This is a genomic window from Marinobacter sp. MA, from assembly GCF_048298425.1.
Classification (GTDB): Bacteria; Pseudomonadota; Gammaproteobacteria; order Pseudomonadales; family Oleiphilaceae; genus Marinobacter; species Marinobacter salsuginis.
In genome coordinates this window covers 1753212-1776419 of the sequence record NZ_CP103058.1, presented here as the reverse complement: position 1 = coordinate 1776419, position 23208 = coordinate 1753212, and the positions used below count along the sequence as shown (strand labels likewise).

General features: G+C 57.2%; 18 protein-coding genes and 3 tRNA genes. 8 read left to right on the top strand and 13 right to left on the bottom strand.

Translation table 11 applies throughout. The features are described 5' to 3' along the window. Positions 1 to 2: 2 nt before the first annotated feature. From oadA to dbpA, 3 genes are all read right to left on the bottom strand, one after another. The gene (gene oadA / locus NUW46_RS08315) at positions 3 to 1790 is read right to left on the bottom strand and encodes a sodium-extruding oxaloacetate decarboxylase subunit alpha (RefSeq protein WP_069184573.1); all 1788 of its coding nucleotides are present in this window, start codon (positions 1788 to 1790) and stop codon (positions 3 to 5) included. A gap of 41 nt (positions 1791 to 1831) precedes the next feature. Further along, positions 1832 to 2083, bottom strand: coding sequence for an OadG family protein (locus tag NUW46_RS08310; RefSeq protein WP_008172126.1), 252 nt, complete (start codon positions 2081 to 2083; stop codon positions 1832 to 1834). A 223-nt stretch (positions 2084 to 2306) separates the two neighbouring features. Continuing rightward, the gene (gene dbpA / locus NUW46_RS08305) at positions 2307 to 3680 is read right to left on the bottom strand and encodes an ATP-dependent RNA helicase DbpA (protein ID WP_418141825.1); all 1374 of its coding nucleotides are present in this window, start codon (positions 3678 to 3680) and stop codon (positions 2307 to 2309) included. 106 nt (positions 3681 to 3786) lie between these two features. Here dbpA and NUW46_RS08300 point away from each other — a divergent pair, with 106 nt between their 5' ends. Then, positions 3787 to 4323 (top strand): DUF2058 domain-containing protein, encoded by a 537-nt coding sequence (locus NUW46_RS08300; RefSeq protein WP_209398052.1) that lies wholly within the window; start codon positions 3787 to 3789, stop codon positions 4321 to 4323. Positions 4324 to 4457: 134 nt separating this feature from the next. Beyond that, entirely contained in the window at positions 4458 to 4868 is a 411-nt protein-coding gene (locus NUW46_RS08295) for a hypothetical protein (RefSeq protein WP_194839049.1), read from the top strand. 82 nt (positions 4869 to 4950) lie between these two features. Here the strand turns inward: NUW46_RS08295 and NUW46_RS08290 are convergent, their stop codons facing one another. Beyond that, positions 4951 to 6600: a choice-of-anchor F family protein gene (locus NUW46_RS08290; RefSeq protein WP_418141824.1), complete on the bottom strand. Its 1650-nt coding sequence runs from the start codon at positions 6598 to 6600 to the stop codon at positions 4951 to 4953. Positions 6601 to 7177: 577 nt separating this feature from the next. On the opposite strand from NUW46_RS08290, the gene NUW46_RS08285 reads away from it, so the two are divergent. Then, on the top strand, positions 7178 to 9034 hold the full coding sequence (locus NUW46_RS08285) for a HAMP domain-containing methyl-accepting chemotaxis protein (protein WP_418141822.1): 1857 nt from the start codon (positions 7178 to 7180) through the stop codon (positions 9032 to 9034). 74 nt (positions 9035 to 9108) lie between these two features. Here the strand turns inward: NUW46_RS08285 and NUW46_RS08280 are convergent, their stop codons facing one another. The 7 genes from NUW46_RS08280 to alaS all read right to left on the bottom strand — a co-directional run bounded on the left by NUW46_RS08280 (position 9109) and on the right by alaS (position 14262). Further along, positions 9109 to 9300, bottom strand: coding sequence for a hypothetical protein (locus NUW46_RS08280; RefSeq protein WP_069184569.1), 192 nt, complete (start codon positions 9298 to 9300; stop codon positions 9109 to 9111). 143 nt (positions 9301 to 9443) lie between these two features. Beyond that, positions 9444 to 9520 (bottom strand) — tRNA-Arg (locus tag NUW46_RS08275). A 25-nt stretch (positions 9521 to 9545) separates the two neighbouring features. Next, positions 9546 to 9622: transfer RNA gene (locus NUW46_RS08270), tRNA-Arg, on the bottom strand. 63 nt (positions 9623 to 9685) lie between these two features. Continuing rightward, positions 9686 to 9775: transfer RNA gene (locus NUW46_RS08265), tRNA-Ser, on the bottom strand. Between the two features lie 126 nt (positions 9776 to 9901). Beyond that, entirely contained in the window at positions 9902 to 10099 is a 198-nt protein-coding gene (gene csrA / locus NUW46_RS08260) for a carbon storage regulator CsrA (protein WP_008172808.1), read from the bottom strand. Between the two features lie 188 nt (positions 10100 to 10287). Then, positions 10288 to 11526, bottom strand: a complete 1239-nt coding sequence (locus tag NUW46_RS08255; protein WP_069184568.1) for an aspartate kinase — start codon at positions 11524 to 11526, stop codon at positions 10288 to 10290. 105 nt (positions 11527 to 11631) lie between these two features. Beyond that, on the bottom strand, positions 11632 to 14262 hold the full coding sequence (alaS, locus tag NUW46_RS08250; protein WP_418141821.1) for an alanine--tRNA ligase: 2631 nt from the start codon (positions 14260 to 14262) through the stop codon (positions 11632 to 11634). A gap of 141 nt (positions 14263 to 14403) precedes the next feature. Between alaS and NUW46_RS08245 the strand changes: the two genes are divergently transcribed. Continuing rightward, positions 14404 to 14958: an RDD family protein gene (locus tag NUW46_RS08245; protein WP_069184566.1), complete on the top strand. Its 555-nt coding sequence runs from the start codon at positions 14404 to 14406 to the stop codon at positions 14956 to 14958. Between the two features lie 18 nt (positions 14959 to 14976). Here NUW46_RS08245 and lptG read toward each other — a convergent pair whose 3' ends face one another. Further along, positions 14977 to 16038 (bottom strand): LPS export ABC transporter permease LptG, encoded by a 1062-nt coding sequence (lptG, locus tag NUW46_RS08240; RefSeq protein WP_069184565.1) that lies wholly within the window; start codon positions 16036 to 16038, stop codon positions 14977 to 14979. Next, positions 16025 to 17134 carry an LPS export ABC transporter permease LptF gene (lptF, locus tag NUW46_RS08235; RefSeq protein WP_305966247.1) on the bottom strand — a complete coding sequence of 370 codons (1110 nt, stop codon included), beginning with the start codon at positions 17132 to 17134 and terminating at the stop codon, positions 16025 to 16027. Before lptF ends, lptG begins: the two co-directional genes overlap by 14 nt. A 242-nt stretch (positions 17135 to 17376) precedes the next feature. Here lptF and NUW46_RS08230 point away from each other — a divergent pair, with 242 nt between their 5' ends. From NUW46_RS08230 to NUW46_RS08215, 4 genes are all read left to right on the top strand, one after another. Further along, positions 17377 to 18867, top strand: coding sequence for a leucyl aminopeptidase (locus NUW46_RS08230; RefSeq protein WP_418141820.1), 1491 nt, complete (start codon positions 17377 to 17379; stop codon positions 18865 to 18867). Beyond that, positions 18857 to 19369 carry a DNA polymerase III subunit chi gene (locus NUW46_RS08225; protein WP_418141819.1) on the top strand — a complete coding sequence of 171 codons (513 nt, stop codon included), beginning with the start codon at positions 18857 to 18859 and terminating at the stop codon, positions 19367 to 19369. Before NUW46_RS08230 ends, NUW46_RS08225 begins: the two co-directional genes overlap by 11 nt. Before the next feature lie 83 nt (positions 19370 to 19452). Continuing rightward, the gene (locus tag NUW46_RS08220; protein ID WP_418141818.1) at positions 19453 to 22305 is read left to right on the top strand and encodes a valine--tRNA ligase; all 2853 of its coding nucleotides are present in this window, start codon (positions 19453 to 19455) and stop codon (positions 22303 to 22305) included. 5 nt (positions 22306 to 22310) lie between these two features. Beyond that, complete coding sequence (locus NUW46_RS08215; protein WP_418141817.1) at positions 22311 to 23198, top strand: ketopantoate reductase family protein; 888 nt, start codon at positions 22311 to 22313, stop codon at positions 23196 to 23198. Positions 23199 to 23208 lie beyond the last annotated feature (10 nt).

The window sequence follows — 23208 nt, the reverse complement described above, 5'->3', positions numbered from 1 at the left end:
CTTTATGCGATTGTCAGCATTTCATCATCAGGAGAGACGGCATCACCGACCTTGATGAAGACTTCGCCGATAGTGCCGGCTTTCGGCGCGCGAACCTCGGTTTCCATTTTCATGGCCTCGAGGATAATCATCACATCGCCCTCTTCAACGGTGTCACCCGGTGAAACCAGGACCTTGAAGATGTTGCCACCCAGAGGCGCGACCACAGGCTCGCCTTCACCTGCTGCAGGTGCCGGAGCCGAAGAAGCAGCCGGTGCGGAAGCAGCACCGCCCTCACCCTGAATCTGGGTGATCTCACCACCTTCGGAAACGGCAACCACAAACTTCTTGCCGTTCACTTCAACGGTGTAGGTCTCGGGTCCTTCGGACTTCTTGGCCGGAGCTGCGCTTTCGGCGGTTGGGACCGGCTCAAACGCATCCGGGTTGTCACGGTTTTCCAGGAACTTCAGGCCAATCTGCGGGAACAGCGCGTAGGTCAGAACGTCGTCTTCGACATTTTCCGCCAGCTTGATGCCCTTCTCTTCGGCCAGCTTCTTGAGCTCGTCGGTCAGCTTGTCCATTTCCGGCTCAAGCAGATCTGCCGGACGACAGGTCACAGGCTCTTTGCCATCCAGAACACGCTCTTGCAGCTCCTTGTTCATGGGCGCAGGTGCAGCACCGTATTCGCCTTTAAGAATTGCAGAGGTTTCCTTGGAGATGGACTTGTAACGCTCGCCGGTCAGAACGTTCAGCACCGCCTGGGTACCGACGATCTGGGAAGTCGGGGTTACCAGCGGGATGTAGCCCAGGTCTTCACGAACCTTGGGAATCTCGTCCAGTACCTGGTCGAACTTGTCGCTGGCATTTTGCTCACGCAGCTGGTTTTCCATGTTGGTGAGCATGCCACCCGGTACCTGGGCAATCAGGATGCGGGAATCGGTACCACGCAGGCTGCCTTCAAACTTGGCGTACTTCTTCCGTACCTGACGGAAGTAAGCGGCAATTTCTTCCAGCAGGTTCAGGTCCAGGCCGGTATCACGATCGGTACCCTCAAGAATCGCAACCACGGCTTCGGTGGGCGAGTGACCGTAGGTCATGCTCATCGAGGAAATCGCGGTATCCACGTTGTCGATACCGGCTTCTGCGGCCTTGATGGCGGTAGCGGTGGACATGCCGGTAGTGGCGTGGCACTGCATGTGAATCGGGATGTCCAGCTCTTTCTTCAGACGGCTGACCAGATCAAAGGCCACGTACGGCTTGAGAATGCCCGCCATGTCCTTGATCGCGATGGAGTCCGCACCCATATCGGCGACTTCTTTCGCCAGTTCTACCCACATGTCGATGGTGTGAACCGGGCTGGTGGTGTAGGCAATGGTGCCCTGGGCGTGTTTGCCGGTCTTGCGAACAGCCTTGATGGCGCGATCCAGGTTACGGGGATCGTTCATCGCATCGAAAATACGGAACACGTCCACGCCATTCTCGGCGGCACGCTCACAGAAACGGTCAACCACATCATCCGCGTAATGACGGTAGCCCAGCAGATTCTGGCCGCGAAGCAGCATCTGCTGCTGGGTGTTGGGCATGGCTTTTTTCAGCTCGCGAATGCGCTCCCAGGGATCTTCGCCCAGGTAGCGGATGCAGGAATCAAAGGTAGCGCCGCCCCAGGACTCCAGGGACCAGAAACCGACCTTGTCGAGTTTCTCGGCAATAGGCAGCATGTCATCCAGCCGCATACGGGTGGCAAGCAGGGACTGGTGGGCGTCACGCAGGATAACGTCCGTAATCCCCAGCGGTTTCTTTGTGTCAGTCATCGTGTCAGCCTTCTGTTTAAAGGTTCTAGTCTTTTACCGGCTCACTTCTTGTGGCGCGACCGGAATTGTGCAATCGCCTTCTTGATGGCCTCGGCGGTGTCAGGGTCAACCGACGCGGGCGCCTTCGGCTTGGCACGTGGCGTTTTGGCCGGGGTTGCCGGCTCTGGCGGCGCAAACCGTCCTATGAGCTTGGACATGAGGAGTGTCGCGAATACCAGAATAATCAGGAACACGAACACAAACCCCATTCCGGCAATCATCAGATCGACGGCTTGTGACATCAGGTCATTCATATCGAACAGCTACCTGTATTGATTTATGTTTCTCCCGAACTTTGCCCGGACTGACCAGTTAGACTAAGGTCTAACAGCCTTCCGCCACAATTCGGGGGGCAAAATCCTGCGTAATTTACCGTTTTCAGGGCCCTCCGGCAACCTGAATGCAAAAATCTATACGGGGTTTCCGAGCGTCGCGGCCCGAAAAGACACGCATTTACCCAGACGAAGCAATTCTCATTCAGGCATATCGGACGCGGATTTTCCGGCCTTTTACCTTGCCGCTTTCAAGCCTGGACAGCGCCTTGCCTGCCAGCGACTTTTCAACCGCGACAAAACACTGATGGTCGAACAGATCGATCTTGCCGACGGCCTTTCCGGGCAGACCGGCTTCACCAGTCAGGGCACCCATTACATCCCCCGGACGAATCTTGTCCTTGCGGCCACCGGCAATGCACAGGGTTTTCATGGCGGGCGTAACGGGCTTCAGGGGCGTCGCCAGAAGGGCCTCGGTGTCTCCCCACTCCACGGTGCGCCCTCTCTCGGATTCGATACGACTGATCTTGTGGCCCTGGGCCGGTGTGCAGAAGGTGACGGCATGGCCCTGCTCACCTGCCCGGCCGGTGCGCCCGATACGATGAGTATGAACCTCGGGATCCCGCGCAGGTTCTGCATTGATCACCAAAGGCAGAGACTTGATATCAAGACCTCGTGCAGCCACGTCGGTGGCTACCAGGATGGAACAACTCTGATTGCCAAAGCGCACGAGCACACTGTCTCGATCCCTTTGTTCCAGATCCCCGTGCAAAGGCAGTGCCGAAAAGCCTCGCTCACCAAGCTCCTGCGCAAGTTCGTCGCACTGCTGCTTGGTGGTGCAAAAAACGATACAGGACTCAGGCTGCCGCTCGGAAAGCAGCGCCACAATGGCATCCGATTTGGATTGCGACGACACTTCGTAGAACAACTCTTCGATGTCCGGATTCTCTCCGGTTTCTTCCGCGCGAACATCCACCGGGCTCTTCTGATACTGCTTGCTCAGTTCACGGATGGGCGCGGGCCAGGTCGCCGAAAACATCATGGTCTGGCGGGAGGACGGTGTCTGGGAAAGAATATCTTCCATCGCCTCCTGAAAGCCCATATCCAGCATGCGGTCTGCCTCATCTAGCACCACGGTTTTCAGCCGTGCCAACGAGAGGGTCTGCTTGCGCAAGTGGTCCTGGATCCGTCCCGGGGTTCCAACCACAATATGCGCGCCATGGCTAAGCGACCCGATCTGGGGGCCAATGGCCACACCACCGCACAGAGTCAGCACCTTGATGTTATCCCGGGCCCGTGCCAACTCCCGGATCGCTTTGGCCACCTGATCCGCCAGCTCCCTGGTGGGGCACAACACCAGCGCCTGCACCGCAAACAGCCGGGGATTGAGCTTCTCAACCAGGCTGATGCCAAAGGCCGCCGTTTTTCCGCTACCGGTTTTCGCCATGGCGATGATGTCTTTGCCGGCCAGCCCTGGCGCAAGCGCCTTCGCCTGAATCTCCGTGGGTTGAGCAAAACCCAATTGGTCGAGGTTCGAACGCATGGCCGACGACAGGCCAAAGTCATTAAAAGAAGACATAGAAGAAAATCCCGGAATCAGCGGAAGCTGGTTATGAAGGCAATAATGAGGGCGTATACTAGGGCGGAATTGTACCAGAATCTGCAACGAAAGAACGGAGTGACTGATGGCATCCCTGCAGGACCAACTGCTGAAAGCCGGCCTGGCCGACGAGAAAAAGGCCAAGGCTATTCGCAGCGAAAAACGCAAGAAGAGAAAACAACAACCCAAGGGTGCTGTCGAGGTAAACGAGGCCGAGGTCCGAGCACGCCAGGCCCGTGAGGAGAAAGCCGAACGGGATCGCCAGCTCAACCTGGAGCGCCAGCGCGCCGCCGAGAAGAAAGCCATTCAGGCCCAGATCCGGCAGCTGGTAGAAACCAACCGACTGGACCGGAGCCGGGGCGAAACCTCCTACCAGTTCGTCCATGACAAGAAGATCAAGAAGCTCTTCGTAGACGACACGATGGTCGATCAGCTATCCCGCGGCCGCCTGGCGATCGTTTTCGTGAACGACAATTACGAGATTGTGGCCGAAGGCGTGGCCCGCAAAATCATGGAACGGGACGAGAGCGCCGTAGTCGTACTTCATGATCGCAAACAGGACGATGCAGGTGAGGACGATCCATACGCAGGCTACGAGATCCCTGATGATCTGATGTGGTGAACCATTACCCGCCAGAGGTTCGCCTCCATGCAGTGCAACCTGGTGTGCAGAAAAGATACGTACTTCTCATAACCCCAACGGGCCTATCCTGGCCTATACTTTGGTTATATCCATAGAACGAAAGGGGATTGATTATGAGACTGAATAAATCGTTGAGCTTGATTGCTGGCGCCACGCTGTTGGCGTCTCTGGCCAGTATGCCGGTTGCCGCCCAATCGGAAGAGCAGGTTTTCGGACGGGAACTGATGACCCAGCAAGAGCTGCAGCAGCACCGGGAAACCATGCGCAACCTGAACACCGACGCCGAGCGCGCGCAGTACCGCCAGCTCCACCACGAGCGGATGATGGAGCGAGCCAGAGAGCGTGGCGTGGAACTCAGGAACGGCATGGGACAGGGTTCCGGACAAGGCCTGGGCAAAGGCCAGGGCCAGGGAATGGGCCAGATGAATGGTCAAGGTATGGGCCAGAAGAACGGCCAAGGCATGGGTTCTGGTGATAAAGGTAAGAATCAGCAGTACAAGATGAAGGGCTCTGGCAAGCAGTAGAGGAAGCTCACTTTACCCGGACTACGAAAAAGCGGGGCTGATTGCCAGCCCCGCTTTTCTTTTACGTGATTTACCAGATCAATCAGGCGTTGCTCAGACGCTTGCGCGCCCACAAGCCACCCAACGCCATCAGAACCAAACCCGGCAGAACCGGATCGATCGGAGCACCCGGTCTGCCTGCGGTGCAACCGAAAACAGGACCATCACCGTTGGATGAGGAAGCTCCTGGCTCCTCAGGCTCAGGTGCAGGCTCGACTGGAGTATCCGGGATAGTCGGCTCTTCAACCGCACCATTCAGGCCGGTAACCCTGAACGTAAAGCTACATGTGGTGTTCACACCATCACCGGAGCAGGTAGGCCAATTGGCGGCCGCGCCCACTGAAATTGTCGGATTGATATTAACGTTGGCGAGGTCTTCAATCGGGCCTTGTACATAGCCCGCCACGCGCGCGAGGTTTGCATCAGCCGCGATCAGCGTTGCCATCTCAGAAAGCGTTACCCATGAGGAGTCGGACTCCAACTGATACAAGCCATCCTCTCCTTCTTCGGGGTACCAGGTCGCATAGAGGGCGTCGCCGTTTGCGGTATCAACCACCGTGACCGGTTTATTCTCCCAGGTTTCAAAGTCGTCAATGGTAACGGCCTGGCCATCAATCAGGACGTTAAAATTACCATCGTAGAGCGCGGATGCTGCCGACGGACTGAGGGTAATCGCATCAGTAACCGTATCGCCGGGATCTCCCTCGCCCAGAGTGTCTACCAGCGGCAGCACATCATCCGCCACCGTAGGGTCAAAGTTCAGACTATTCGGATCCCATAGTTCGGCTGACAATTCAGGCGTTGAGGCATCATCATCATGATCAACGGTCACTGCAGCATTGAATTGCTTCTCATTGGTCTGCCAATTCGGGGCGGCGACTGTTCCGGCGTTGTAAGCCAGCAGGATCGAATCGTTCGCCGGATTCCCATCATGATCAATAAACCATCCCGTGGGCGTCTGACTCAATGTGCGCCAGTCACCGAAAAGAGAGCTGTACTGCGTGGCGATGGTACCGTTGGTTTCGAGTATATCCCCATCATCAGCGGTGCTGACCGATTCAGTAAAAGGCGCAACTTCGGTGCTGAAGAAAGGCAACCCCTCAACTTTGCTTCCGCCGAAAAGACCGCCAGGGTATTTCCCAACGGGCCCGATACTTAACTTATCTGCACCGTCGAAACCAAAGCCGAGGCCATCACCAACGGATGACCGAATAAACTCGCTTCCCACCCCAAAACCGAGCTCAAAACGGATTGCATTCAAATTACCGCCAACCGAATTCGAGGCGTCGGTAAGATTGGAAAACTTGCCAATCACTCGATAGAGACTTACAGAATCATCGGCTGACACATCAACAACGATGTCGATGGGACCATTGGTTTCGGTTGTTTTGAGCTTGAAACGCTTTCCGGAATCGGGCGGGGCTGTGCAATTATCGCCGGGAGCACGATCAGGCTGAGCCATCAGACACCCAGCAAAGTCATATGTCTGCTGTGCGGTGAACGGCTCGTTGTAGACCTTTATCCCCAAGCCTAAATTGCCAAAATCGTTAACGGGATCGAGCCAGCCAAAACTGGCAGTCCCCTCAGTGTCGGTATACACCACGGTTTTACCGTCAACCGGCGGAACCGCGAGATTGCCTTCGTTCACTGCTTCCATCGTTGCTGCAACAGCAACATACGGCAGACCAATCATGGAACAAAATACCGCGCTAGCGAGCTTATTCTTCGAATTTTTTGTCTGTATAAAAAACATATTACGTCCCTCGGGTGCCTCAAAAGCCAAAACAGGCTTATACAGATTTCACTTCACAAACAAGAATAAAGCACCAAACGCAATAAGCAAATTCCAAAACAGCCTATAGAGTAGGACAACCTGACAACACAATCTGACCGAAATAGCAGCCAGGCCAGACAACCACAAGCGATCCTGGACCGAGCGACAAGGAAGCGACTCACGAGGTGCGACTTTTTGTCACACCCCTCAAACTGAAGACAGTGGAGAGCTCCCGAGCACGACCCACCCATCTGCGCCCGTCAAATCGCCAGATAATGATTTGTTTTTCTGATCCATGACGTCACTTACGTATCAGAACACCCCCTTCGGAAACTATCTGTTACGGTATACCTCTGGATTATTTCGAGAAAAATGGCGTTAATAACTTCAAATAAGAAACCTGAAATCCCGTCGGTGTATCAGTTGTATTCGCTGCATAACGCAGAAAATGAGGCAAAAGAAATCTTCGATACAGCCCCAACCAACAAGGAAAACCATGGCACTCTCCAGCTTCTTCACTAACATGACCATCCGGACCAGATTGGCCGGAGGCTTTGCCATTCTGCTCGTACTGACCATTCTTGTAGGTCTGGTTGGCGACCGCGCACTGGAGAGCTATGGGCAACGGTCAAACATTGTTGCCATGCTCGGGCAGGTAAACACCAACCTCACCGAGGCCCGCGTTGAAGAGAAGAACTTCCTCCTGACCGGTGAGGCGCAAGCAGTCACCAGAACCCAGGCCCAGGGTGACCGCGTTCTTGAGCTGACCAGTAATATCAAACCCTTACTTCAGGCCCCCGAAGATATCGACACACTGGGCCGGATTCAGGCTGATGTGAAAAACTACCAGCAGCTGATGGGCGACGTTGAGGCGAATATCGGGGCCCGGGAAGAAGCACTCGAACGGCTTGAGACGAGTGCCCGCATCTTCGGCTCATCACTCAAGGCACACAGCTCTCTATTTTTCGCCTCGGCCATTTTCGAGGATATGCGCCGGTCTGAACGCAAATTCCTCATCGAACAGGACACTGCCAGCGTCAAGGCTTATCTCGAAGATGCAAAAAGAGTCCAGGGCCCGCTCAAATCGGCGGCGATCACCGCCGAGGAAAAAGAAGAGATCAACAAGGCACTTGAGACTTATGTAAGCGAATTTCAAACGGTCGTGGATCTGACCAACGCGGGTGAGCAACTATCCGATGACATGGTTAGCACGGCTCGCAGCGCCATCGAATCGGCAAACAACCTTCGGGCACTTCAGACCGAGAAAATGGAGGCTGACCGCCTGCAGGCGTCCGGGTTGATTTTTGGCGCCACCGGCATTGCCGTGGTGCTGGGCATCCTGATGGCTTACCTGATCACTCGCGCGATCGTATCCCCCGTTAATCAGGCAGTGAACATTGCCTCCGAGGTTGCCTCTGGCAACCTGACCGTGGACATCAAGGCAAGCGGTACCAACGAGATCGGTCGGCTGATGGCCGCCCTGGCGACGATGGTAACCAGCCTCCGGGAATTGGTCAGGAGTATCGAATCAGGTGCATCAAACATCGCCGCCTCTGCCGAGGAGCTCTCAACCGTCACCAGCCAGACCAGCGACGGCATCAACCGCCAGAAGCAGGAAACCGATCAGGTTGCCACGGCCATGAACGAAATGACGGCGACCGTTGGCGAAATTGCCCGCAGCGCAGAGCAGGCCTTCTCAGTAGCAACCGATGCTGCCAGTCAGGCCAGCGATGGTGAACGAGAGGTACGGGAAACGGTTGATCAGGTGAACAGCCTGGCGCATGAAGTCAGCCAGAGCATGGAAACTATCCAGGGACTGCAAAAAGAAACAGCAAACATCGGAACCGTCCTGGATGTCATCAAATCGGTTGCTGAACAGACCAATCTACTGGCCCTGAACGCTGCTATTGAAGCCGCCCGGGCTGGTGAGCAAGGTCGAGGCTTTGCCGTCGTAGCTGATGAGGTTCGTTCACTCGCCCAGCGGACCCAATCATCCGCCCAGGAAATCGAGACACTGGTAACCTCGCTTCAAAACAGTGCCGGCGATTCGGTTTCTGCCATGGAGTCCAGCACCACCATGGCCTCGAACACCCTGGAGCGTGCCACGGCAACCGGGGCGACCATTGAGCGCATTGCCCGTGCCGTGGAGGACATCAAACAGTACAACAGCCAGATCGCCACAGCCTCCGAGCAGCAGACGTCGGTGGCTGAGGAGATCAATCAGAACATCACCAGCATCCGCGACGTTACCGATCAGTCTGCGGCTTCATCGAACCAGACGGCGAGCTCCAGCAGCGAGCTGGCCAGGCTCGGCAGCGACCTGCAGAACCTGGTTTCCCGATTCCGGCTGTAGGCTGACCAAAACAAAAAAGGGGCGGACAACACATCCTGGTTGTCTGCCCCCTCTCCTTATTGCATTGACCGGTATCAGTGAAGCTGGTGCCGCTCAAATATCTCCAGAATTTCCCTTTCAGTCTCCGCAGGCACACTGACTTTCACAACCTTGGCTTCCTCGTCGATGAAAATGTTGTCACGGGGAATACCGGTTGCAATTAGATCGTCCCAGGTGTTCTTGGCCTGGTCATGATCCCTGTAGCTACCATTGAGTGTCTTGTTCATGGTTAGACCTCCTTCCTGAAATCAAATTTCCCTGCACTCTTAAGCTTAGGTTCGAGAAGGATGGTTGAGCAAATATTGATCAACCTGAAATTGATCGGGGACAAAATAAAAAACCCCGCACAAGGCGGGGTTCTTTATTTATATGGCGCGGCTGGGAGGATTCGAACCTCCGACCGCCTGGTTCGTAGCCAGGTACTCTATCCAGCTGAGCTACAGCCGCTTAAAACTTGTGGCAGGTTGATCGATGGCGCGGCTGGGAGGATTCGAACCTCCGACCGCCTGGTTCGTAGCCAGGTACTCTATCCAGCTGAGCTACAGCCGCACATTGATCACTTGCTCTGGTTGAATGCTACCTCAACCTGTCTCGCTTTTCCCGAAAGGAAAATGGCGGAGAGGGAGGGATTCGAACCCTCGGTACGATTGCTCGTACGGTTCCTTAGCAGGGAACTGGTTTCAGCCACTCACCCACCTCTCCTTGAGAACGGGGCGTATACTACCATAATTTTTCTGTTTTCATAGGGTTGACACGAGATTTTTCGGACTCGTTTCAGCCCACCATCAAAAAAGCCGTTCAGGTTTCCCATGAACGGCTTTCTGTCTCTCAGCTGTTGCCGGGTTCCGGCTCTTCAGAGCCTTTTTCCGACTGAATACGCTGGTAGATTTCTTCACGGTGTACCGCGACTTCTTTCGGGGCATTAACGCCAATGCGTACCTGATTGCCCTTTACACCCAGGACGGTGACGGTGATATCGTCGCCGACCATCAGGGTTTCGCCCACACGGCGAGTCAAAATCAACATATCCCTTACTCCCTATCCAGAGCTACCTGTTCCGATAAATGGTTTTTAATCTATTTATTGCTTTTATAGTGGGATCACTTACTGATCTGTAGACGCACATTCCCTTATACGGTTCACGTTTGTCATAGGCTCAGCATATGATGCCCTTTTTTCAGAGGCTCCGCAGACCGACCTTTTATCTGCGTTTTTCAGGCCTCGTCTGATACCGCGGGCTTGTCCAGCTCAAATGCACTGTGAAGCGCACGAACCGCAAGCTCAAGGTATTTCTCATCGATCACCACGGAAATCTTGATTTCTGATGTGGAGATCATCTGGATGTTGATGCCCTCATTGGACAGCGCTTCAAACATCTGGGTTGCCACGCCAGCGTGGGAACGCATTCCAACACCCACGATGCTGACCTTGGCGATCTTGCTGTCGCCAGCCACTTCACGGGCGCCCAGTTCGTCAGCCACACGCTGAAGCACTTCTTTCGCACGCTTGAAATCATTGCGGTGAACGGTGAACGTGAAGGCTGTGCGGTTATCCTCCCCCACGTTCTGCACGATCATATCCACTTCGATATTGGCGTCGCTCACCGGCTTCAGAATGCGCAGCGCGCTGCCCGGGGTATCCGGTACGCCGGCAATGGTCAGTTTGGCTTCATCACGGTTAAAAGCGATGCCGGAAACAACCGGTTGTTCCATGGCGTTTTCATCCTCAAGAGTAATCAGGGTGCCTTCGCCTTCCTGGAAGCTGGAAAGTACCCTTAATGGAACGTTGTATTTACCTGCAAATTCTACCGAACGGATCTGGAGAACTTTCGAGCCCAGGCTGGCCATCTCGAGCATTTCCTCGAACGTGATCCGCTCAAGCCTGCGCGCGGTATCGACAACCCTGGGATCGGTCGTGTAGACACCGTCAACGTCGGTATAGATCTGGCATTCGTCTGCCCTGAGCGCCGCCGCCAGCGCTACCGCTGTAGTATCAGACCCGCCGCGCCCCAGAGTGGTGATATTGCCGCTCTCGTCGATGCCCTGGAACCCGGCGACCACAACCACTCGGCCGGCATCCAGATCTTCGCGCATGCGCTGTTCATCGATCTGTTTGATCCGAGCCTTGGTGTGACTGCTGTCAGTCAGGATGCGTACCTGTGAGCCTGTGTAGGAGCGCGCCTCACAGCCGCGTTTCTGCAACGCCATGGACAGGAGCGCAATCGTTACCTGCTCACCGGTGGAGACCAACACATCCATCTCACGGGGCGTAGGCTCCTCCATGATGTCGTTCGCCAGGGCGATCAACCGGTTGGTTTCGCCACTCATGGCGGAAACCACGACAACGACATCATGACCTTCCTTGCGGAAACGGCACACCTTGTCGGCTACCGCTTGAATACGTTCGGTTGTTCCAACCGATGTGCCACCAAATTTCTGAACCAACAGAGCCATTATTTTCCCAATATCCGAAACGGGGACTCACAGCGGAGTAACGCTCCGCCAATTAAAACAAACGGGCGGGATTATAAACCCCAGCCCGCCCACAAAAACAGTTGCTTAAGCGATATTTTTTTCGACCCAACCGGCGACACCTGCCAGGGCATCCTCAAGCTTGGATGGATCATTACCACCACCCTGAGCCATATCGGGACGTCCCCCGCCTTTGCCGTCGACCTGGGCCGCCAGGTGCTTCATCAGATCCCCTGCCTTGATCCGGTTCGTCGCAGACTTGGTAACACCGGCGACCAGGGTGACCTTGCCATCTTCCACGCTGGCAAGCACCACAACACCTTCGCCCAGCTTGTTCTTGAGCTGGTCCGCCGTTTCCATTAGGGCTTTGCGGTCAGCGCCTTCCAGTTCAGAGGCCACGACCTTGAGCCCGGCCACGTCCACCGCTGTGCTGGCCAGGTCGGTGCCTGCAGTAGAAGCCAGCTTGGCTTTCAGCGCATCGACTTCCTTCTCAAGCTGACGATTGCGATCGACGGTCTGCTGAACTTTCTCAATAACCGAATCGCGGGAACCTTTCACCAGGCGAGCCGCTTCGCGCAGTGTGCGCTCGGTACCGTCGATCCAGTCCAGCGCGCCCATGCCGGTAACCGCTTCGATACGGCGCACACCGGATGAAATGCCGCTTTCAGAGGTAATACGGAAAAGACCAATGTCACCAGTGCGAGAAACGTGCGTACCACCGCACAGTTCAACGGAGTAGTTGTCGGTACCCATGCTGAGTACCCGAACCACATCCCCGTATTTTTCACCGAACAGCGCCATGGCGCCCTTCTCCTGGGCCTTTTCCATGTCGGTGATTTCGGTTTGCACCGGGCTGTTTTCCAGAATCTGCTCGTTCACCTGACGCTCGATCTCACGGAGCTGTTCCGGCGTCACGGCCTCGAAATGGGAGAAGTCGAAACGCAGTTTATCCGGATCCACCAATGAACCCTTCTGGGTTACATGCTCACCCAGCACCTTGCGCAGGGCCGCATGCAGGAGGTGGGTAGCGGAGTGGTTGCGCTTGGTGCGCTCACGACGGGCGTGATCGATCCGGGCGTCGACTTCCAGCCCCGGGAACAACTCGCCTTCGATCAGCGTACCAAGGTGCAGGTGGTTATCCCCTTCCTTACGGGTATCCGTTACCTTGAACCGGCCACCGCTCCAGGTCAGCAGACCGGTATCGCCCACCTGGCCACCGGACTCGGCGTAGAACGGCGTGCGCTCGAGAACCACAACGGCCTCATCACCGGCTTCTGCCGTCTTTTCCTCGCCGTTAACGATGACTGCACGGATTTTCTCGTGGCCATCGATATGCTCATAACCGGTAAATTCAGTCTTGCCCTCAAGCTGCAAACCGGCAGCGTTGTAGTCGATACCGAACTTGCTGGCTGCCCGGGCGCGTTCGCGCTGACCTTCCATGGCTTTCTCATAGCCTTCATAGTCCAGCGTCAGGCCCCGCTCACGAGCGATGTCGTTGGTCAGGTCAACCGGGAAACCGTAGGTGTCGTAGAGGGTGAAGATGGTCTCGCCCGGAATCTCGGTGCCGTTGAGCTCGGCAATGTCCTGCTCAAGCAGGCGCAAGCCCTTGTCCAGCGTCTTGGCAAACTGCTCTTCTTCCTGCAGCAACACCTTCTCAATCTGCTTGCGGCTGCTGACCAGCTGCGGGAAGGCGTCGCCCATCAATTCACACAGGGCACCGGTGAGTTTGTAGAAGAACGGCCCGCTTGCACCCAGCTTGTTGCCATGGCGTGCCGCACGGCGAATGATCCGGCGCAGCACGAAACCGCGGCCCTCGTTGGAAGGCATCACGCCGTCGGCAATCAGGAAGGCGCAGGAGCGGATGTGATCGGCGACAACACGAAGTGACGCTTCCGTGGTCGCGGCACCGCCCAGAACCTGAGAGGCGGCCGCCAACAGATCCTGGAACAGATCGATCTCATAGTTGCTGTGCACGCCCTGCAGAACCGCGGTGATTCGCTCCAGACCCATGCCAGTGTCTACGGAGGGCTTGGGCAGCTTCAGCATCTCACCATCGGCAGTACGGTTGTACTGCATGAACACCACGTTCCAGATTTCGATGTAGCGATCACCGTCCTCTTCCGGTGACCCAGGGGGACCGCCAGCGACATCCGGGCCGTGATCGTAGAAGATTTCGGTACAGGGGCCGCAGGGACCGGTATCGCCCATTTGCCAGAAGTTGTCAGAGGCGTAACGGCCACCCTTGTTATCGCCGATCCGGACGATACGGTCAGCCGGAACTCCGATTTCCTTGTTCCAGATATCGAAGGCTTCGTCATCTTCGGCGTATACGGTTACCCAGAGTTTCTCCTGGGGCAGGTTCAGCCAGTTCTCGCCGGTCAGAAATGTCCAGGCGTAGTTGATCGCTTCGCGCTTGAAGTAGTCACCGAAGCTGAAGTTGCCCAGCATTTCGAAGAAGGTGTGGTGACGAGCGGTGTAGCCCACGTTTTCCAGGTCGTTGTGCTTGCCACCCGCGCGGACGCATTTCTGGGAGGAGGTTGCCCGGGTGTAGTCACGCTCTTCACGGCCCAGGAACAGGTCCTTGAACTGGTTCATTCCCGCATTCGTAAACAGCAATGTGGGGTCGTCCGCAGGTACCAGCGAACTACTTGGAACAATGGTGTGGCCTTGCTGCTTGAAATAATCGAGGAACGCCTGTCGCAACTCTGCGGTTTTCATAGCCCTTTGATACCTTTCCAGAAACCCGGCGGGAGTGCCGCCCGGTCCGCGATTGAATACGAATACTTACATGCTTGTGCAAATCCGCTACTCTAGCACACGCCGAGAACAGGAAAAACGTGAAACATCACAGGAGATTCCATGCCCCGACGCTTCCATGACGCCGAGGAACTATTCCCACCAGCCACCGCCCTGAAACGCTCCCTTGCCATTATTTACGACGGTTTGATCAGCATCGCCGTGCTGCTTGTCGCGACCTGGGGATACACCATGGTGGCCGGCTGGATTACTGGCTGGGACCGGTACGAACAGATGGCCGAGTCAGGCCAGCTCTCGGGCGACCCGGGGCTGACGTTTACCCTGTTTCTGGTGCTCTACCTGTTCTTCGGCTATTTCTGGACCCGCATCGGCCAGACCCTGGGAATGCAGGTGTGGCGTATCCGCATTGAAAACATCGATGGCACGTCGGTGAGCTGGAGCAAGGCGCTCAGGCGGTATGTAACGGCGGCGGCGGTGATCTTCCTGACGCTGCTGGGCAGCTACTACCTCGGAGCCGCCACTCTGTTTCTGGGCATACCGGCGATTATCGCTTTGTTCTATCCAATCAACGGTCTTTCTATCACTGACCGGCTGTCAGACAGCGTCGTTGTCTCGGTTCCCAAGGAGACCACAACTAAAAAGCGCGCGGCAAAGTAACGACGGGGTCAGGGTCTGCTAGCCGGCCCGGCGCATCAGGATCGCGCCTACCACGGCATTGACCGCAATTGGCACCAACACCGCCAGCATCGGGTTAAAACCGTAAACAAGACTCATCGGCCCCAGCAGATCCTGCATGTACTTGAATAGCAGCCCCACCAAGAGGCCCGTGAACACGCGAAAACCCATGGTAACCGAGCGCAGGGGCCCGAAAATAAAGGAAATGGCGACCAGCACCATCACAGCAGTACCCAGGGGCATCAGGGCCTTCTTCCAGAATGCCAGCCAATAACGCGAAGCATTGAGGTCCTGTTCCCCCAGATAGCGGGCGTAGGTGAACAAGCCCGTCATGGAGAGGTTTTCCGGTTTTACAATCAGGACACTCAGAACGCTCGGTGAAAGCCCCGTATCCCATCTCAGGGCCTGCTTTTCAGAGCGCGTGGTTCTGTCTTCCTCGAACTCGGTGGTGCGCACCTTCTCCAGCAGCCAATAATCACCCTGATAGATGGCCCGCTCCGCAAAGCTCGCCGCCAGCAACTGCCTGTCTTCATTGAACTGGAATCGGGAAACGCCGTGAAGCACGCCATTGGGCTGCACCGCATTCAAGTGAATGTAGACGTTCCCTTCCTTGTGCCAGACCCCGGATGCCGAAGCGACGTTGGTGCCTGCACCCAGTGCCACGGCCTTGTCGCTCTGCGCCACCCGCTCTGCCGGCGGGGCCACGTACTCACCAATCAATACGCCCAGAATGACCACAACCAGAGCCGGCTTCATGGCCGACCAGACAATACGTTTGAGTGAGACCCCGGCCGCCCGGATAACCGTCAGCTCCGACGAACTGGCCATGGAACCCAGCCCCACCAGGCACCCCATGAACGCGCCCAGCGGCAGGTAATCGTAGATCCGACGCGGCAGGGTCAGAAAGACATACCAGAGTGCCTCAAGCGTCTGGTAATCATTGCGGGTGTCCTCGAGCTCGGCGATGAAGGCGAAAATCAGATCAAGCGACAGCACCACCACCATAACCAGAAACATGGCGCCGCCAACAGTGCGCATCACATAGCCGTCAATCCGTCGCATGGGCAGTCCCCTCCCGCATCAATCGCCGGCGATGCAGCCAGTCAGGACCAAAGTGCAGCCAAAGGCCAAAACCGATAAACAGGGCATGGACCCAGAGCATGCCGACCCACTCGGGAACCTTGCCCTCGGCAAGCCAGTCCCGGGCAACAATCAGCAGGCCGAGATAGGTGATGTACACCAGCATCGCCGGAAGCAGATGGAAGAACCTACCCTGGCGCGGGTTCACCCGGCTCAGGCGAACCGCCAGCAAAGTCACGACCGGGACAATCAGGGGCAGTGAAAGGCGCCAGTGCAACAAAGCCCGATCCTCCAGCCGGTCTGACTGCATCAGGCTCCAGGTACTGGCCCCTTCCTCCAGCTCCCGGGTGCCAGCCTTGCCACTCTCGATCTTCAGGCCATAGGCTTCAAAATCGATGGTGGTGTAGTCCAGCTCCCCAGCTGCACCCTCGAAGCGGCCACCCTCTTCCAGGATCAAGAAACGGCTCCCGGTTTCCGGGTCCACCAGCTGGGAACCGGAGTCGGCCGTGATAATCGTAAGGCCCTGACCGTTTTCGGCGTATTCGGCGATAAACACCCCCTGAAGCCGGCGTTTATCCTCACTCAGACCTTCGGTGTAGGTCACCCGCCCACCCGAAGAGAAATCCTGGAAACGCCCGGGCGCCAGCATCTCGAACTCCGTGGCCTTGCGCTGTTCATTGAAGATTTCCTCAACCTGGTTCATTCCCCAGGGAGAGACGTACAGACTCATGGCGCCAACGATGATCATCACCGGCAGACTGCCCAGGAGGGTTTTACCCAACAGGGCTTTGTCGCTGACACCGCAGGCAAACAACACGGTCATCTCGCTTTCGAGGTACATGCGGCCGTAGGCGAGCAGAATGCCAATAAACAGACCCAGCGGCAGGATCAGTTCGAGAAATCCCGGAAAACGGTACGCCATGATCTCGAACAGAACACCGGCGGAAATACTGCCTTGCGCAGCACTGTCCAGATATTTAAGGAAACGGCCACTCATGAACACCAGCAGCAGAATGCCGGAAACGGCAAGCATGCTGATCATGATCTGGCGTATGAGGTAACGGAAAATGATACTCAAATCGGTCTCTCTGGCCGTATCCGTTGAAACGTGGAGGTCGCTGGGAACTGCGCGTATTCTATGTAACCTTGGTGCCGAATGACAGAGTAGCGGTATTACACTGGCTTGAAGGTACGAACAGGCGCGGAAGCCGCGCCAATCGCTTGATAATTTCCCGGCAAGCCCCAATGCTAGACTAGATCACAATCAAGAACGATTCCCGCCGGCGGCGGGACCCTCGTGAACAATCAACAGGAGTTGCCATGAATTTCAGCCTGAGCAGTAAAGCCATCGCCAGCACCAAAGCAGACTGCCTTGTTATTGGCTTGCCTGAGAAAGGCACCTGGCCCGATTCGACCAATCAGGCCGATGAGGCTCTGGGCGGGCTGATCAAGACACTCCAGAAGGCCGGTGACCTCACCGGCAAGAATGCCACCACGGTGACAATTCCGCTGACCGATCAGCCCTGGAGCCGTCTGCTCGTGGTTGGCACGGGCAAGGATGCAGATCGCACCCCCGCCAACTACCGTAAAGCGCTGATTGCAATGATGACCGCGCTCAAGGACGGTCCGTCCAAAAGTGTCGCGATAGCGCTGGCAGATACCCCGGTAACCGGCGAAGAAGCCGTGAGCTCCGAGGCCGCCCGGCTGAGCCTGATTGGCAGGACGCTGGAAGACCAGCTCTACACCTTCAGCGACTTCAAGAGCGAAAAGCCTGCCGATCGCAAGCTCAACAAAGTCGTTGTACATGCGTCGAATGCCGGCAAAGCCCTCAAGGATGCCTTCAACCTCGGCCTGGCCACAGGGCGCGGTATGAACTTCACCCGGGATCTCGGCAACACCCCGCCCAACATCTGCCATCCGGAATGGCTGGCCCAGCAGGCTAAGAAACTGGCCAAGGACTACGACTCCATCAAGACCGAAGTGCTTGATGAGAAGCAGATGGAAAAAATGGGCATGAACACCATCCTGGCCGTGGGCAAAGGCAGCACCCAACCCCCACGCCTGATCGTGATGGAATACCGTGGCGGCAAGGCCAAAGACAAGCCCCATGTCCTCGTTGGTAAAGGCATCACCTTCGACACCGGCGGCATCAGCCTCAAGCCTGGCGAGGGCATGGATGAGATGAAGTACGACATGGGCGGCTCCGCCAGCGTCTTCGGCGCTATGAAAGTGCTGGCCGAAACCCAACCCAAGATTAACGTGGTGGCGGTTATTGCCGCGGCGGAGAACATGCCGGACGGCGGCGCTTCCCGCCCGGGCGATATTGTGACCACCCTGTCGGGTATGACCGTTGAAATCCTCAACACCGACGCCGAGGGCCGCCTGGTACTGTGTGACGCCCTCACCTACGTGAAGAAATTCGACCCGGCCGCCGTGATCGATCTCGCAACCCTGACCGGTGCCTGCATCATTGCCCTTGGCAACCATGCGACCGGCCTGCTGGCCAACAACGATGAACTGGCCAACGAACTGCTGGCCGCCGGCGAACGGGCTGGTGACCGAGCCTGGCGCCTGCCGCTCTGGGACGAATACCAGAGCCAGCTCGACAGCAACTTCGCCGACATGGCCAACATCGGCGGCCGCCCAGCCGGCACCATTACCGCAGCGTGCTTCCTGTCCAGGTTCGCCAAAGACTACCGCTGGGCGCACCTCGACATCGCCGGTACTGCCTGGCACTCCGGTAAGGCCAAAGGCTCTTCCGGCCGCCCGGTGCCCCTGCTGGTTGACTACCTGATGTCCCATGCCGGATAACAACCCGGCGCCCTCTCCGGAAACCGGCAGCCCCGCTGCCGGCTCTTCCGGCCAGGAGGACCGGAACCAACGCTACTGGTTCCACATCCTCGCCCAGAACACCCCCGCAGCCCGCAACCTCCACGCCGCAAAGCTCGTGGACAAAGCCTGGCAGCAGGGAGACCGCGTGTGTGTCGTCTGCGATACCATGCAACACGCAGAAGAACTGGACGACCTGCTCTGGAACTTCAGCCCCGACGCCTTCATTCCACACAGCGTTGTTCCCGATTCAGCTACCACCTGCACCGACCCTGTCGGCATCCTGCTATGCCCGCCGGTCGCCGAAGACTGGGAGACCGTGATCATTCTTTCGGCCACCTTGCCGGCGGATGCAGACCGGTTCAAACGGCTGGCTCTGGTCGCCCATAACGATCCGAATGTGCTGAATCAGGCCCGCTCGCATTTCAAGCAGTTGCGGGCACTGGGAATTGAACCCCGGGTGCATGATCAGAGGAAGCGTTAGGTTCGCCGCAAACAGGGCGACCATGTATAATCGAGCGTCTCAATTTTCCCTTGTGAATCAACCAACGGTCACTGCAGAACCCCATGGAAAAAACCTACCAGCCAGAAAACATCGAGCGCCAGTGGTACGAAAACTGGGAAGCCAAAGGGTACTTCCGCCCCACAGGTGAAGGCCAGTCCTACAGCATCGCCATCCCGCCGCCCAACGTCACCGGCAGCCTGCATATGGGCCATGCTTTCCAGCACACCATCATGGACACCCTCACCCGCTTCAAGCGCATGCAGGGCCGCAACGCACTGTGGACCGTCGGCACCGACCACGCCGGCATCGCCACCCAGATGGTGGTTGAGCGCAAACTGGCCGCTGAAGAAGACAAAACCCGCCATGACCTGGGCCGGGAAGAGTTCATCAAGCGCATCTGGGACTGGAAAGAGCACTCGGGCGGCACCATCACCCGCCAGATCCGCCGCCTCGGCAATTCCGTGGACTGGGACAACGAACGCTTCACCATGGACGACGGCTTCTACAAGGCCGTGCAGGAAGTGTTTATTCGGCTGTACGACGAAGGCCTGGTCTACCGCGGCAAACGCCTGGTGAACTGGGACCCGAAACTGCACACCGCCATTTCTGATCTGGAAGTGGAAAACAAGGAAGAGAAAGGCTTTTTCTGGCATCTGCGCTACCCGCTGGCTGACGGCGTGCAGACCAAAGACGGCAAAGATTACCTGGTGGTAGCCACCACTCGTCCGGAAACCATGCTCGGCGACACCGCCGTGGCCGTACACCCGGACGACGAACGCTACCAGCACCTGATTGGCAAGCACGTGATGCTGCCCCTGGTGAACCGCCGTATTCCCATTGTGGCCGATCATCACGCCGATCCGGAGAAAGGCTCCGGCTGCGTGAAGATCACTCCGGCCCACGACTTCAACGACTATGCCGTTGGCAAGCGCAACAACCTGCCGATGATCAACGTCATGACCCAGGACGCCAACATCCGGGACGTGGCCGAAGTGTTCAATGCCGATGGCAGCGAAAACACCGAACTCGACGGCACCATGCCCAGCGCCTACGCCGGCCTGACCCGGGAAGCAGCCCGCAAGCAGATTGTTGCCGACATGGAAGCCGAGGGGCTGGTCGAGAACATCGAGGACCACGTACTCAGCGTGCCCCGGGGTGATCGCTCTGGCCTCATTATCGAGCCCATGCTGACCGACCAGTGGTTTGCCGACGCCAAGACCCTGGCCAAACCGGCCATTGAAGCGGTGGAAGACGGTCGTATCCAGTTCGTACCCAAGCAGTACGAGAACATGTACTTTGCCTGGATGCGCGACATCCAGGACTGGTGCATCTCCCGCCAGCTCTGGTGGGGCCATCGTATTCCGGCCTGGTACGACGCCGAGGGGAACATCTATGTTGGCCGCAGCGAAGATGAAGTTCGCCAGAAGCACAACCTGGATGCCGGCGTCGCCCTGGAGCAGGATGAAGACGTTCTCGATACCTGGTTCAGCTCTGCCCTGTGGACTTTCGGCACCCTGGGCTGGCCGGAAATCACCGAGCGCCTGAAGACCTTCCATCCGACCGATGTGCTGGTAACCGGCTTCGACATCATCTTCTTCTGGGTTGCCCGGATGATCATGATGACCATGCACTTCATGAAGAACGAAGACGGTACGCCCCAAGTGCCCTTCCACACCGTGTACGTCACCGGTCTGATTCGCGACGAGCACGGCGACAAGATGTCCAAGTCCAAGGGCAACGTAATCGACCCGCTGGACATGATTGATGGCATCAGCCTGGACGACCTGCTGGAGAAGCGCACCGGCAACCTGATGCAGCCGAAGCTGGCCGAGAAGATCGTTAAGCGCACGAAGAAGGAATTCCCCGAGGGCATCGCCGCCCACGGCACCGACGCCCTGCGTTTCACCCTGGCCGCCATGGCCACCACCGGCCGCGACATCAACTGGGATATGAAACGCCTGGAAGGCTACCGCAACTTCTGCAACAAGCTGTGGAACGCGGCCCGCTACGTGCTGATGAACACCGAGGGCGAAGATTGCGGCGTACATGACGAGCCTGTAGAGCTGTCCCTGGCCGATCGCTGGATCATCAGCGAGCTGCAAAGCTGCGAACAGGATGTCATCCGTTACCTGGACCAGTACCGGTTCGATCTGGCCGCCTATGCGTTGTACGAATTCATCTGGAATGAGTACTGCGACTGGTACCTGGAGCTGTCCAAGCCGGTCCTCAATGATGAAAGCGCCAGCGCCGAAGCCAAGCGCGGCACCCGTCGTACCCTGGTGCGCGTGCTGGAAGCCGTCCTGCGCCTGGCCCACCCGATGATGCCGTTCATCACCGAGGAAATCTGGCAGCGTATTGCGCCCCTGGCTGGTAAAACCGGCGACAGCATCATGCTGCAGGCCTACCCGCAGCCGGATGCCGCCAAGCAGGATGCAGCGGTCACTGCCGATATTGAATGGCTGAAAGGCGTGATCGTGGCCGTGCGGAACATCCGGGGCGAAATGAACATCTCCCCGGCGAAAAAGATTCCGGTACTGCTGCGCGGCAAAGACGCCGAAGACCAGCGTCGCATGAACGACAACCGCCAGTTCCTTGGCTCCCTTGCCAAGCTGGAGAGCCTGGACTGGTTCGAAGGTGACAAAGCTCCGATGTCTGCTACCCAACTGGTAGGCGACATGGAAGTTCTGGTTCCCATGGCCGGCCTGATCGACAAGGATGCCGAGCTCAAGCGCCTGGATAAAGAGCTGGAGCGCCTGCAGAAAGAGATTGGCCGCCTCGAGGGCAAATTGGGGAACGAGAAGTTTACTGCCAAGGCGCCAGCCGAAGTGGTTGAGAAAGAGCAGGAGAAACTCCGGGACGCCCAGAGCAGCCAGGCCCGCCTGAGCCAGCAAAGGGCTGACATCGAGGCCATGTAACCGGCATGATCGGCATTCTCGGTGCAGGCTCGCTGGGCAGGCTCTGGGGCGCAATGCTACCTGCGGGTGGCATTGCCTTCATTGCCAGGCCCGGTGAGCCGACCGGCGCCAGTGTCGATTACCGGTTCCGGCCTTTTGAAGGGCCGGAATCACAAGTACGGATTCCATTTCTCCAGCCTGGCCACGAGCCAGAGCTTATTCTGGTTACAACCAAGGCCGGCGATACCCTGGACGCCGTTGCCGGCGTCATCAACCAGTTCGCAATTGATACCCCCATCCTGCTTTTCCAGAACGGTCTTGGCAGCCAGCAAGCCGTTGCCGAGCAGTGGCCGGAGCGACCAATCCTGGCCGCAAGCACCACCGAAGGCGCGAACCGACCAGAATCAGGGCTTCTCGTTCACGCCGGTACCGGTGACACCTGGGTAGGCCCGATGACAAGCCCCGCCAAAGCAACGGTCAGAAAAGCCGTTACCATGCTGGCAACCTCCGGCCTGAACATTCATCCGGAGACGGACATCGTCCAACGACTCTGGCAAAAACTCATTATTAACGCCGGCATCAACCCCTACACTGCCATCCTGGACTGCCCCAATGGCAAGATTCTGGATGCCCCCCTGTACCAGAGCACCATCGACCAGCTCTGTCTGGAGCTTTCACAGCTGATGGACGCCGCCGTCAGGATTCGACAGACACCGGACGCGCTACGGGAACGCATCGAGCAGGTAGCACGCAATACCGCCGGCAACACATCATCCATGCGTGCCGATGTTCAACGGGGACGCCGAACCGAGATAGACTTTATAAACGGATACGTGGCGAAACTGGGAAAAGAGCTCGGCATCGAAACTCCGGTGAACCAAATGCTGACCGAACGGGTACAACAACTGTGGTGACGTTAACAGG